A 13,690-nucleotide genomic window follows, 5' to 3' on the forward strand; every position below is an offset into this window, starting at 1 on the left:
TTAAAACTCGCCTATTTCACCTTGTAAATCCTCCATAAATCCGAACATCCATTCTTGGACTTTCACCGTGATTTCTTCAGTGAATGCATCAAATTCATCCTTATTCATTTTACCAATATTCACTGTGCCCTCTGTTTCTACTGGCATATCTACTTTTTTCACAACTTTTCCTTGTTGCTTTAAAATGAGATTGAACATATCAGCGCCCATTGTTTCTTCACTGAAAGTAAATTCATGATTCGCTTTCATAGAATCGCTTTCGTGTGTAGCACTCCCTTTCCAGATAACGGCTGGATCGACATTTCCATCTGTAAAGCCAAACGAACGAGTAAATGTACGTTTCTTATCTTCCAGTTGTTCTTTTCCTTTATAGATGAACTTCATATCATCCATCGAAAATGTTATGGAATCAGTTGCCTTCTGATCTTTCCAACTTAAATCACCAATAATTTTCACAAAGTTTTCATCACCGAAGGAATCTTCTACCCCCATTGTGAAATCCCACTTTTGACTTGTTTTATCTAGCAATTGAGTTCCATTAATCATTAACGTATCGACATCCGTCTTATCTTCTCCAACACCCATTGCGAATTCACGTTTCACAATTTTGTTTGAATGGTGCCAGATTGTCGATTGCAGTCCGTTAGGAAGTTTAATAGCGTCCACACCTTCAATCGCTTCATCAAGCCCATTTTCAAAATCATCCATCATAGTTGCAAGTTCATTGTCGGAAGTATCCCCAGCAAATGAAGTAAGTGTCAATTGTTCTTTCAGTATAGCTTTAAGTTTTTCATCTGATTTCGCTTTTTCCAATAAATCTTTTAATAACGTTTTAACTTGTTGTTCTGTAAGATCCATCTTGGTTTTTTTAGTTTTTATTTTTTTATCAAACACTGTAAGTTCTTCTTTTGTGCTCGTAAATGCCTCTTCAGGAATCTCTTTAATGAGATACGTGATATATTCGTTTTCGACATATGTACGTGATTCTTCCGTCATCGAAAATCCACCTTCGAATAATTGGGATAGACCGAGATTTTCATTTCCTTCATAATCTGGATCCGTTTCTCTCATTATCTTACCGAAATCCTTATCATCGAAGCGAATTAGTTCATCCATGAATGGAAATGAAGCCACTAGTTTCTCAGTTGTCACAAAAACTGAACCGAAGTCCATGTTAACACTGCCTAGTTCTCCCCTAAGATCCACTTCGAGTTCTTTTTTGACCGGATCATAGACTTGTTTACTAGATATCTTAGCACTATTGACAATGCTTTGTACTTCCTGCATTTCAGGGTCAACAGACGAATCATTCCATTCGCCGGAAAGATCAAAGTTCGTTTCAACTGGCTTTTCCTCTTGAACTTCCAACCATCTTAGTTCGTTCTTATAACGGTCTTCAAAAATAGTTCCCACTTGTTTAAACGTTTCTGCTTCCGCTAAAAAATATTGTACTTTAGGTGACTTATTCACCAAGAAAAATGCCGACACGCTACCGCCTACAATGACCAATCCAGTTAATAACATAATCATTAATAACTTGGGTGACTTTTTCTTCACAGCTTTCTCTTCCATACTATTCTCCTCCTAAATTCGAATCGTGAACTAGAAATGTTTTGCTAAAGTTGAATTTTTTTCATATTCACATTTTTTCATACTATCACAGTCTATGTCTTTACTCAAAAATAAGTTGGAAGAATTCACCTTTTCAGAGCAATTGATGATATCCGACTAGTCCCCTCTCTACACCCAAAGAATCATACAGTTCAAAGAACCATCTACCTTTAAAAAGTAGATGGTTCTTTGAATGGATAGCACGTCTGTCATTAACCATTTGTTTGCATAAAATACTGGTGAGTAGGGCCTGGAAAAATCCATTTTCACTGGATTATTTCCGGTTCGTTTTCGGCGAACTAATCACGACACATTTAACGAGAGACATGTGTGGCTAGAAGTGACTCCGTCACTTCTAGCCACACTATTTCGGTAATCCTGTTGCGAATAGTTGCCTGTCGCGTACCTACAATGTTCCAGTGAAAAAAGCGGTTAAGTTTGAATGAAACGAATAGATGACTTTCTATAGAGATTGTAAGTGCCCGAAGATGCAATTTCGGGCACTCTCGCACATTGTACAAAGCGTTCCTTGCTTACCTTTAGCAAAGAGTATGCATGTAATCATGTGTTACCTTATAGAAAGTGACACTTCTTTACTAAAAAAAGAAAAAACTATATATATGTTGAACAAATGAATACGGCGTATGCGCTTTACAAAGGTTTTTAGAAGGCCACTGAAAAAGTCCCATTACTTAGAACTAAATAGAATTCCCGCCAATACCGCTTCGACGCTTTGTGGATGCCTCCCGCGATAAGCCAGAAAGGAGACCACTTTCAGTCTTATCGCTCCGGCTACCACGAAGACGCGCCTGCGCTGGGTGGTCTATTTGAGAAAGCGCATTTCATTATCTGGGATAAAATCTGCAACCTGGATTGCGTCTTTCTTGACTATAATTATATATGTTAAATTCGGTATATATACTGAGCGAAGGCGCCTTAACAGGGGTCGCCGAAGCCGTAAGACTGGATGCGAAGCGCTAATCCAGGCTTAGGGAGAGAGACATCCCCAAAGCGCCAAGCGTTCTACAATCCACACCCCGAATAACACCTCTCTTATTATTGAGTGCCATGGCGGATTCAATGGGATTCTTTAATTCAACATATATAGAAAGTTTCAGCACTCTGTGTATTAATGCATTTGAAGCGCGACGGATGAAGGACCACCATACGATCACCGAAAAAATATGTAGGGATGCGACAAAGTCGCATCCCTACATATTCAGACATCTCGGTAATCATATAGAAGTCATTCTATCCAAAGTAACTCAAAGTCAACTATACACATAGCTTCCAGTAAGCGATCATGTTACTCACTGGTTACTTTGGTTAATCAACAGACATGAATGGATAGTGCTTAATTTTTCACTGTTTGCTTCTTGTTTACCATGCTGTGAACTTCTGTAGGTAATCCCCAAAGCTTGATGAACCCAACCGCTGCAGATTGGTCAAAGGAGTCATCAGACGTATACGTTGCAAGATTCATGTCATAAAGTGAATTAGCTGACTTTCTGCCTTCTACAATCGCATGCCCCTTGAACAACTTCACACGCACTGTCCCATTAACGTATTGCTGTGTTTCTTTGATGAACGCTTCTAATGCATCTCTCAGTGGTGAGAACCACAAGCCATTATAAATTAATTCACTCAACTTTTGTGAAATAATTGGTTTGAAATGAGCCAACTCTTTAACAAGTGTCAGATCTTCTAATTCCTTATGTGATTTCAACAATATAATTGCTCCTGGACATTCATACACTTCACGTGATTTAATACCAACAAGACGGTTTTCTACATGGTCAATTCTTCCTACTCCGTGCTTTCCACCAATATCATTTAGTTTTAGAATCAGTTCACTGAGTGGATATTGCTGACCGTCAATACTGACAGGCACACCTTTTACAAAATCAATTTCAATAACATCAGACGTATCTGGTGCATTTTCAATTGAAACTGTAAGACCGAATGCATCTTCAGGTGGTGCTGCCCAAGGATCTTCCAAAATTCCACACTCATTAGCACGTCCCCATAAGTTTTGATCGACAGAATATGGGCTTTCTAAATCGATTGGAATCGAGATATTCTTTTCTTTTGCGTAAGCAATTTCTTCTTCACGCGACCAACTCCACTCACGGACAGGGGCAATAACTTCCAATGATGGATCCAATGCTTTAATTGCCACTTCGAAACGTACTTGGTCATTCCCTTTTCCAGTACAGCCGTGTGCAACTGCAGTAGCATTTTCTTTATGAGCCACTTCAACAAGTTTTTTCGAAATAAGCGGACGTGATAGTGCCGATACAAGTGGATATTTGTTTTCATAATAAGTTTGAGCTTGGAGTGAGAGCAACGCATACTCCTGTGCGAATTCCTCTTTCGCATCAATGACATAACTATTTACAGCTCCAACCTGCAACGCTTTCGCCTGGATGAAGTCCAAGTCTTTTCCTTCGCCGACATCAAGACAAACTGCAACTACATCATATCCTTGTTCTGTTAGCCACTGTACTGCCACAGATGTATCTAGTCCACCTGAATATGCTAAAACTACTTTTTTCTTACTCATAATTAAAATCCCCTTCCATTCATTCATCCAGTTGCATGTTTATGCAACACTTTGTATTTTTATAATAACATATTTTCAATTTTACACAATAGTTTTGTTGAATTTTTTCCGAAATAAAAAAGAGTACACAATTTTCAGCTTGTGTACTCTTTTTATGGGACTGTCATAAGCTTAACTAAGACCATGGGCTACCATTGCATCTGCTACTTTTAAAAATCCTGCAATATTCGCTCCGACTACGAGGTTACCGGGATGTCCATATGCTTCTGCTGCATCCAAACAGCTCGTATAGATATTTTTCATGACCGTCTGAAGTCTTTCATCAACCTCTTCAACTGTCCAAGAAAGACGCATACTATTTTGGGACATTTCCATCGCTGATACCGCAACACCACCTGCATTCGCAGCTTTTGCTGGACCGAATAAAGTTTTATGCTCGTGGAAAACTGCCATCGCTTCCAACGTACAAGGCATATTCGCACCTTCTCCGACTGCAATTACACCATTCGCAATCAGTATACGGGCAGCTATCTCATCAATTTCATTTTGCGTCGCACAAGGAAGTGCAATGTCACATGGAATTGACCAGATTGCAGAACAGTCCTCAAAATACTTTGCTTCCGGATGTTCTTTGACGTATTCCGAAATTCGTTTGTTCTCAACCTCTTTCAAACGCTTGATTGTATCTAGGTCGATTCCATTTTCATCATAAATATAACCGTCTGAATCACTACAAGCCAGTACAGTAGCGCCTAACTGCATTGCTTTTTCAATTGCATAAGTGGAAACGTTACCCGACCCTGAAACAACAACTTTTTTACCTTCAAAACTTAAACCTGCTTCTTTTAACATCTCTTCAACAAAGTAGACTGTTCCATACCCTGTCGCCTCTTTGCGACCAAGGCTACCACCATGTTTTGGATCTTTCCCAGTAAACACGCCTGCTTCATAACCGCCTTTCAAGCGATTATACTGACCAAACATATAACCTATTTCTCTCTTACCTACTCCAATATCTCCTGCTGGAACGTCGGTATCAGGACCGATATATCTGCTCAATTCCGTGATGAAGCTTTGAGTGAAACGCATAATTTCACGGTCTGATTTCCCCTTCGGATCAAAGTCAGAACCACCTTTACCCGCACCAATTGGCTGGCCTGTTAACGCATTTTTAAATATCTGTTCAAATGCGAGAAACTTCATAATGCTGCTGTTTACAGAAGGATGGAATCGGATACCGCCTTTATACGGTCCGAGATCACTATTGAACTGGACACGAAAACCACGATTTACATGTACTTTACCTTGATCATCTTCCCATGCAACCCGAAAAATGATGATGCGTTCCGGTTCCGTAATACGTTCTAAAATGCCATTTGTTATATAATCGGGATGCTTGGAAAAGACAGGTCGAAGCGAATCGAAAATTTCTCTAGTTGCTTGTAAGAACTCTTTTTCATCTGGATTTCTTTTCTTGATCAATTCATAGACTTCATGGACGTAATCATTCGCTCTTTTTTTATTATCATTGTAAGTTTCATTCAACTTCGTCATTTTTCACTCATCCCTTTCTTGCTTTAAGTTAAAGGTGGAAGCTATTAAATCCCTACTTCCACTACTAAATGATAGTTCAAACTCATGTTACCATTTTTAGTATTATCGCTGAAAAAATGAATATATACAACTTTTTTCTAGTGTCGAATAAGTAATTATACAACATTATGTCCTATTTATGTATGGAAAATAAAATTATTTACTTTTTTCCGAAGAGAGAGTATTATTTAGTTATTCAAATAACGATTGATGAAGCATATACTTATCAGTGTAGCTGTCAATAGCTATTAGAAAATTACAACTAGGAGAAAGAAGGTTAGGACAATGAAATTTAAAAAGATTCTCCGTACATTTATCGGTGCGAACGTAATGATATTAATGACTTTCGTTTTCCTACCTGTTTTACTTTTCAATCCGGATGTAGAGTTTCTGACGAGTTTCATCAATTATATCAATAAAGAGTAATTAATCTTAAAAAATGAACCGCGAGTGCTTAAGCACAGCGGTTCTTTTTTTTAAGTAATTTTTCGTATGGCGAAATTGTCTTCCAACAGCAACCAGTTTTGTGGAAAAGCTAAACCAAGTTTCCAATACATAATCCCGCGTAAGTTGAACTGTTTGATCAAGTCAAATTTAGCTTGGATACTACGTGCATCTTCAAACCAAACTACATGACGTACTCCTGTATCATCCGTGTACTCGAAATTGGGTGCCTGCGCTACATAGTCGTATTCGATATCAACTTCTCGATCTGTCGCAATCAAAATTGCCTGTTGAGGGCTTATCGCTCTGGCAGCAGATCCACCTTGACTCGGATATGGTGTAGACCAATCATAACCGTATAGATTTTGGCCCAAGAATATTTTCTCGCTCGGAATTTGACTAACAGCATACTCGACTACATTCCGAACAGGACCTATTGGACTGACAGCTTGCGGGTCGCTGTATGTGTAGCCCCACTCATACGTCATAAGAGAAACAAAATCCACAATCTCTCCATGCGCACGATAGTCATGTGCCCCGTAAATCCCAGTTCTAACATCACTTGTCATGGGTGCAAGTGCGGTCGAAATTGTGAAACCGGCTTGATGGAATCGATCTCTTGCATTTCGCAGAAAACTATTATAAAGTTCACGATCTTCTGGATGTAATAACTCAAAATCAAAATGTATGTCCTTATAACCAATTTCATTAGCCACTTGAATGAGATTGCCGAACAACCGATTTTGTGCCGCCTGATCCGTAAATAATACATGAGCAAGATCTGCATTAAATGCAAAGTTCTCCAAATTACTTACTACAAGTGCATTCGCCGCCCCTGCAGCACTCGCTATATTCGGTATATCATCAATCGAAGGTGCTTTCAATGACCCATCCCGTTGCGCTTCGTAACTGAACATGGCTAAGTACGTTAGTGCATCGACTCTTTGTCTAACTTCATCAATCATTACTTCGGTTACTGGAGTCCTTGGCTCAACATAGAGTAATGACTCAGCCGTTTTTTTCGGTCGCGCTGGAATGTAAAGACGTTGTCCCACACGTAAGTTCTGGGATGGCGATAGTCGATTAATTGTTGCGAGCTCATTGACTGTCAAACCGTACATTTGTGCGATGACATAAAGCGACTGACCTGGCTGGACCCAGTGATAGCTGCCTGTAATTGGTATGACTAACGCTTGGCCTACAACGATACGTGATGGATCTGGTAGTTCATTTGCTTGTGCAATTTCTTGATAATTGATGCCATAAGCTTGGGCAATTCCATATAAACTTTGACCATTTTGAACCACATGAATCTGCATACCTATCATCTGCCTTTCATAAATAAAAATGTCCTCTACTCTAGACTATTTTAGTTAGAAGGAGATTATGCTTATATTGTTTTCATTTCACAATTTCCACGCATAGTTTTCACACGATCATCCATACTATGGTTGATGAAAATCAACAACCATAAAGGAGGAATTTATACAGTGACGCAAAATCCATTCGGTCAATCGAACGATCAAACTCACGAAAACATGCATACGGGAAGCGTTCCGCCACAGTTGAATCATGGTGGTCATGAATTATTTGACGTCCACGAGGCATTATCTGGGACTGTCGCATGTCTGAACCAAGCAATGCTATTACGAACACATGTGAAAGATCCCGAGTTACTTGATATTTTGGATCGCCAATACCGCTTTGCTTTAGACGAATATAACATTACAGTTGAATGTTTCAAAACTGGACAAAATCCATCGCATCCTACAGGTAGGTATGAGATGAAACAAGGTAATGACTTCGTATATGGTATGAAACCATCTCAACCGAAAAAACCGATGCAGTCCGTGGCAGACATATCGGATGAAATCATTTCAGGCTTTTTACTAGGCTCCGCAAAGGCTGGAGCATCGATGAAAACGATGGCTGCAACCGAAACATGTAACCCCGTTGTTCGTCGCGTACTTGCTGACTCTGTACCTAACTGTATAGAAATGGCTTATGAACTGGCGATTTATCAAAACAAACATCATTATTACCAAGTGCCACAGCTTGCCGCACAAGATATGCAACAATTATTGAATTCGTTCGCCTCTTCACAAGGTCAACCCGGAATGCCAAATAACACGCTTCAATAATCAAAAAAATCAGGTGCACACTAGAATTCTAGTATGCACCTGATTTTTTTATTAACACCCAATAATTGCAATGCCTGCAACTCATTTTAAAATCGAGTTGACGATATGTTTTGGTGAATTTTCAAAGAAGGATAAGTAATGCATCGGATGACTTTTGGGAAATAGTTTTTTTCTTATTGCATGCGAAGTCATTCCTTGATTGTTGAGCGATTGAACTTCTTGTTGTATGCCCTCCAAATAATCCAACTTTTTCTCAATCGCCTGTCTACCTCTAACTTTTACCCCTGCATGGGAGCAAATATACGTTTCAAAATCATACGTCAATATTTTCTTTAATGATGTAATAATTTCCGGAACAGATTCAAAGGCAAACAAACTTTTCGGAGTCGGTTGTATATACAGATCACCGCCAAACATCCAACCTTTTTCCTGATTAAACAACGCAACATGATCATGTGCGTGACCAGGTGTATGAATGACATCCCAATTGTAGTTATCTGTTGTAATCGTGTCATTCAATTCAATCGGTTGGAACGGTTCTCTATCTCCCCAAAAAACTTTACGATAAAAAGGCAACTTTATACGATTTTCACAGTCTTTAATTCCCGATTCATGAATGTAAATCGGGAATTCCTTATTTTCTTGAAGCCAATATGCCAATCCCGTATGATCTTCGTGGTGGTGCGTTAAGATCACTTTCGTTATATCCCACTGTTCAAACAAAGGTATGAGTTTTGCTTTCATTTTAGCTGGTCCAGTATCAATTAATAACCCGTCTATCATAAAGACGGAAACAGTCAATTTTTGCTTACCAAATGAAAGAACCATCTCAGCTTGTTGTAAATCATCATAAGATATAATTTTCATGAACACACCAACCGATCATTTTGACTTCGAAATTAGTGAAGATGGCACATCCGCTTTGAAACGGACGAGTTCTCCAGTACGCGGATGTAAAAGTGCCAATGCCGTAGCATGAAGGCCAATCCGTTTAATCGGGTTAACGCTAGATCCGTACTTTTTATCGCCAACAATTGGGTGACCAATGTCTTCCATATGAACGCGAATCTGATTTTTACGACCTGTTTCCAGTTGAACTTCAAGTAACGAGTAGTTACTATTCGACTGGAGCTTTTTGTAATGTGTTACAGCATGTTGCCCACCATTATCAGTTGGATTTGAGTATACTTTGAATGTTTTACTTTCCTTAAGCCATGATGAAATCGTACCTTCTTTTTTTCTAACAGCACCCTCAACAAGTGCCGTATACGTACGTTCTTTCACGACTTCATTCCACGCAGCTTGCAATCCATTTTTCACTTCTTCATTTTTCGCGAACAACATCACACCCGATGTATCTCTATCAAGGCGGTGAACGACATAAACTCGGTTTCTTGGATTGGTTTCTTTTACATAGTCCATTAGCTGTCTGTAAGCGGTCATGTCTTCCGGATTTTTTGAAGCGACTGATAACAGACCTGCTTCTTTATTAATAACAATGATATCGTCATCTTCATGCAAGATAGTGACACCGACCAACGTCTCTTCTTTCATCGCCGCTCGATTTTTAAGGATTTCAACATGTTGTCCAGCCTGAAGTGGATGATTATGTTGCGTTACCATCTTGCCATTCACCGTGACCTGTCCACGTGTCAGTATAGATTTCACCGAGTTACGGCTACTTTTAGACATCATTTCCAATAGAAAAGGTAATAATTCCATTGGTTCTTTCACTGTATAAACGGATGTATCTTCTTTTCTGCTTGCTGAATTCTTATGATTTTTTTTCATAATTAACAAACTCCTCGCTCTCACTTCTTATTATCCTCAAATTGCCTCTACATTACAAACGCTGTATGATAAAATCAAGGAATTAATTACAAATAGCAGGAAAAAGGGGATTTTTATGCGAGTTGCGATATTCGATTTTGATGGAACACTGTATTCAGATGAAACTTTTCAACTACTAATGAACCATTTAAGATACCACCCCGTCCATCATCCAAACTACAAACGATTTTATCGGGCCATCCTTCCACCTTATATCGGACACAAGTTAAAACTCGTTCCAGAAGCCAAGATGAAAGAACGTTCTATGCAAATCTACTTGAATGCGCTTGGGCAAATGTCCATTACAGAATTAGATGCCTATTTCGGGGAATTAACCGATCGGGTACGAGAAGGTTTTAATCCTGAAGTCATCACACGTTTAAAAGAGCATGCTGCTGAAAACATACATATAATGCTTGTTTCTGGTGCCTACACGTCCCTTTTGCAATCCGTCACAAAGGAGTTGCAGTTCGACACCATCATCGGTACCGAAATTCCTATGAAGGAGGGCAAAACCGATAAGCGGACGCCAATCTATCATATACAAGGTCCTCGAAAAAACGAGAAGATTCAAGAAGTACTACAAGGAAAAGAAATCGACTGGCAAAATAGTTTCGCCTACGGAGATAGTTTTTCCGATTTGTCTGTTCTAGAACTTGTCGGGAACCCAGTCGCCGTTCGACCTGAACCACGGTTAAAAGCTATAGCTGAAGAACGTGAATGGGAAATAATTTGAGTATGAAAAAGCGCAAGTGCCTGTTCAGCTCCGACAGGCACTGAAAGGCTTGAAGATAAAGGCGTTCTTTGCCTTTATCAGCAAGACTGAAGTGACCCGAGGAGCTAGGCGCTGGAGTCTAGACGTAAGGAAAAGCGCAAGACGCCGTTTTAGCCCCGACAATTCTGAAACGACTCGAGGAGCTGGCGTCTGCAGTCTAGACACCAATCCATGTAGATAAACTTATACTTTCTTACCTTATATCATAAGCGCGAAACGCCTGTTTTCTAAATAGGTCAAACAGATGACTGCTTACTTTTTTGATAAAACACTAGGTACTCTTACTCTATGTACAGGTGCTTCGGATTGCATTGAACTGAACGACTACTATACAATCATCAGATTTTCTTGCTGCGTAGAATGCGACTTTGTCGCGTCCTACGCAGCTTTTTCGTTAATCGACAGACGTGATAATCTGTATACTTTTCCTCCCTCTTCGCTCCATTTCTCACTTGATTGAAGTCTATATATGTTGAACAAATGAATATGGCGTATGCGCTTTACAAAGGTTTTTAGGAGGCCACTGAAAAAGCCATTGTATTTGGAATGAATTAGGATTCCCACTAATACCGCTTCGACGCTTTGTGGATGCCTCCCGCGATAAGCCAGAAAGAAGACCGCTTTCAGTCTTATCGCTCCGGCTACCACGAAGACGCGCCTTCGCTAGATGGTCTATGTAAGAAAGCGCATTTCATTTTCAGGGATGAAATCTGAAACCTGGAGTGCATCTTTCTTGACTATAAGTAGTATCAACTAGTAATCACATTATAATCTCAGCATATACATCTCAAAATCACATTTCTCTCGATAATGAACAACCTAGGGCAGGCGCGGCAAAGGGGTAGCCGAAGCCGTAAGAGTGGATGCGAAGCGCTAATCCCGGCTTACGGCGGAAGGCATCCCCAAAGCACCAAGCGTTCTACAATCCACACCCCGAATTACAACTCTCTCATTATTGAGCACCACAGTAGATTCAATGGGAATCTTTAATTCAATATATATAGTGAATTTGTTATTTTGAGCGTATTACTGATTTTCATCAAAATAAAATATATTAATCTTAAACGTTGCAACAAAGCTAATGTAAGCGCTACATTTCCACAATTATCTAACTGTGTTGAATTTTCTGACTTGTGTTTTTTTCGAGTTCATGGTAAAAATTTATAACAACAGTTAAAAAAATACGAAGTGGAATGGGGTATATTTAATGACGAGTCGTTATCAATCTTCTTTAGAGATGCATCGTATTCATACAGGAAAAATGGAAACTGTATCGAAGGTCCCGCTTGAAAACAGTGTAGATCTCAGCCTAGCTTATTCTCCAGGAGTAGCAGATCCGTGTTTAGAAATCGCAAAAAACCCCTATGCGGTATACGACTATACAATCAAAGGGAATCTAGTGGCAGTGATTACAGATGGAACTGCCGTGTTAGGCTTAGGTGATATAGGACCCGAAGCAGCACTTCCGGTAATGGAAGGGAAAGCGATGCTGTTAAAGAGATATGCTAACATTGACTCGTTTCCAATCTGTCTAGGTACTAAAGATGTTGATATCATCGTTCAAACAATTAAAGCTATCAGCCCGACATTTGGCGGGATCAATTTGGAAGATATATCCGCTCCGCGCTGCTTTGAAATTGAAAAAAGATTACGTGAAGAGTGCGATATCCCTGTGTTCCATGATGATCAGCATGGTACTGCAATCGTTGTTGGTGCGGGTTTATTAAATGCTCTAAAGGTAGTTAATAAAAGTATGGAGACAGTTAAAATAGTGATCAATGGTGCCGGTGCTGCAGGTATTGCAATAGTGAAACATCTCAAGAATATTGGATTTGAGCAGATTGTCATCTGTGATTCAAAAGGCATTATTTACAAAGGTCGCCCTAATGGCATGAATGCCACTAAAGATGAAATTGCCGAGATTACAAATCCTAACGACTTAACGGGCTCGTTACAAATTGCTATGACGGATGCTGACATATTCATAGGTGTTTCTGCTGCTAATTTATTGACGAAGGAACTTATCGACTGCATGAACATCGACCCAATCGTCTTTGCTTTGGCCAATCCAGACCCCGAAATCGCGCCTGCTTTGGCGAAAGCATATGGAGTTCGTATCATTGCGACCGGCAGATCCGATTATCCAAATCAAGTGAACAATGTCCTCGCGTTTCCTGGTATTTTCCGAGGGGCACTGGATGTAAGGGCTACAGAAATAAATGAAAGCATGAAGCTGGCTGCGACTTACGCTATAGCATCATTGATCAATGAATCGGAGTTACGCGATGATTATATTGTTCCTGATCCTTTTGATGAAAGAGTTGTAAAAGCCGTTACACAGGCGGTAAGTAAAGCAGCAATTGAGTCGGGAGTATCTGCTCTTATGTGTGCTGTCCACTAATTATAGAAGACTCCATATGTGTTGATTAATTAAAAACAACCAGTAACTAACTGAATCAAACACTAGGCGCTTCGTGTACAGTTACTTCTAGATTGCACGACCTCTATACGATTACCGAGATGTCTTGATAAGTAGGAACGAGACAGGAAACTATTCGTAACAGGATTACTTAGGAGGAATGAACTGCAATTCCTCCCCAAAAGCCGTCATGACTAGTTTGCCAAAAGCGGACTGGAAATGATCCATTGAAAATGGGAGGCAAGCCTTTCATATCTGCTCTTTATGCAAGAAAATGGTTAATCAACAGACGTGAGAAGACTCAATAAAAAAAC

At 39.7% G+C, this 13,690-nt stretch carries 10 protein-coding genes; 4 read left to right on the forward strand and 6 right to left on the reverse strand.

Annotated features, from left to right (window positions below; genetic code table 11):
* The 3 genes from MKZ26_RS07770 to gdhA all read right to left on the reverse strand — a co-directional run bounded on the left by MKZ26_RS07770 (position 1) and on the right by gdhA (position 5,728).
* Positions 1 to 1,572 (reverse strand): DUF6583 family protein, encoded by a 1,572-nt coding sequence (locus tag MKZ26_RS07770; protein ID WP_340765551.1) that lies wholly within the window; start codon positions 1,570 to 1,572, stop codon positions 1 to 3.
* A 1,393-nt stretch (positions 1,573 to 2,965) separates the two neighbouring features.
* The gene (locus MKZ26_RS07775; RefSeq protein WP_340767618.1) at positions 2,966 to 4,177 is read right to left on the reverse strand and encodes an argininosuccinate synthase; all 1,212 of its coding nucleotides are present in this window, start codon (positions 4,175 to 4,177) and stop codon (positions 2,966 to 2,968) included.
* A 168-nt stretch (positions 4,178 to 4,345) separates the two neighbouring features.
* Complete coding sequence (gene gdhA / locus MKZ26_RS07780) at positions 4,346 to 5,728, reverse strand: NADP-specific glutamate dehydrogenase (RefSeq protein ID WP_067207053.1); 1,383 nt, start codon at positions 5,726 to 5,728, stop codon at positions 4,346 to 4,348.
* Between the two features lie 324 nt (positions 5,729 to 6,052).
* On the opposite strand from gdhA, the gene MKZ26_RS07785 reads away from it, so the two are divergent.
* The gene (locus tag MKZ26_RS07785) at positions 6,053 to 6,193 is read left to right on the forward strand and encodes a hypothetical protein (RefSeq protein WP_340765554.1); all 141 of its coding nucleotides are present in this window, start codon (positions 6,053 to 6,055) and stop codon (positions 6,191 to 6,193) included.
* Positions 6,194 to 6,243: 50 nt separating this feature from the next.
* Here MKZ26_RS07785 and MKZ26_RS07790 read toward each other — a convergent pair whose 3' ends face one another.
* Positions 6,244 to 7,530, reverse strand: coding sequence for a LysM peptidoglycan-binding domain-containing protein (locus tag MKZ26_RS07790; RefSeq protein WP_067213876.1), 1,287 nt, complete (start codon positions 7,528 to 7,530; stop codon positions 6,244 to 6,246).
* A 171-nt stretch (positions 7,531 to 7,701) separates the two neighbouring features.
* On the opposite strand from MKZ26_RS07790, the gene MKZ26_RS07795 reads away from it, so the two are divergent.
* Complete coding sequence (locus tag MKZ26_RS07795; protein WP_445683408.1) at positions 7,702 to 8,352, forward strand: spore coat protein; 651 nt, start codon at positions 7,702 to 7,704, stop codon at positions 8,350 to 8,352.
* 81 nt (positions 8,353 to 8,433) lie between these two features.
* Here the strand turns inward: MKZ26_RS07795 and MKZ26_RS07800 are convergent, their stop codons facing one another.
* Both MKZ26_RS07800 and MKZ26_RS07805 read right to left on the reverse strand, forming a co-directional pair.
* Positions 8,434 to 9,219, reverse strand: a complete 786-nt coding sequence (locus MKZ26_RS07800; RefSeq protein WP_340765556.1) for an MBL fold metallo-hydrolase — start codon at positions 9,217 to 9,219, stop codon at positions 8,434 to 8,436.
* A 15-nt stretch (positions 9,220 to 9,234) separates the two neighbouring features.
* The gene (locus tag MKZ26_RS07805; RefSeq protein WP_067207048.1) at positions 9,235 to 10,143 is read right to left on the reverse strand and encodes an RluA family pseudouridine synthase; all 909 of its coding nucleotides are present in this window, start codon (positions 10,141 to 10,143) and stop codon (positions 9,235 to 9,237) included.
* Between the two features lie 115 nt (positions 10,144 to 10,258).
* On the opposite strand from MKZ26_RS07805, the gene MKZ26_RS07810 reads away from it, so the two are divergent.
* Together MKZ26_RS07810 and MKZ26_RS07815 are read left to right on the forward strand one after the other, a co-directional pair.
* The gene (locus MKZ26_RS07810; RefSeq protein ID WP_340765559.1) at positions 10,259 to 10,918 is read left to right on the forward strand and encodes an HAD family hydrolase; all 660 of its coding nucleotides are present in this window, start codon (positions 10,259 to 10,261) and stop codon (positions 10,916 to 10,918) included.
* A 1,246-nt stretch (positions 10,919 to 12,164) separates the two neighbouring features.
* The gene (locus MKZ26_RS07815) at positions 12,165 to 13,358 is read left to right on the forward strand and encodes an NAD(P)-dependent malic enzyme (RefSeq protein WP_340765561.1); all 1,194 of its coding nucleotides are present in this window, start codon (positions 12,165 to 12,167) and stop codon (positions 13,356 to 13,358) included.
* Positions 13,359 to 13,690 lie beyond the last annotated feature (332 nt).

The sequence above is a fragment of the Sporosarcina sp. FSL K6-6792 genome, assembly GCF_038004885.1.
Taxonomy (GTDB): Bacteria; Bacillota; Bacilli; order Bacillales_A; family Planococcaceae; genus Sporosarcina; species Sporosarcina psychrophila.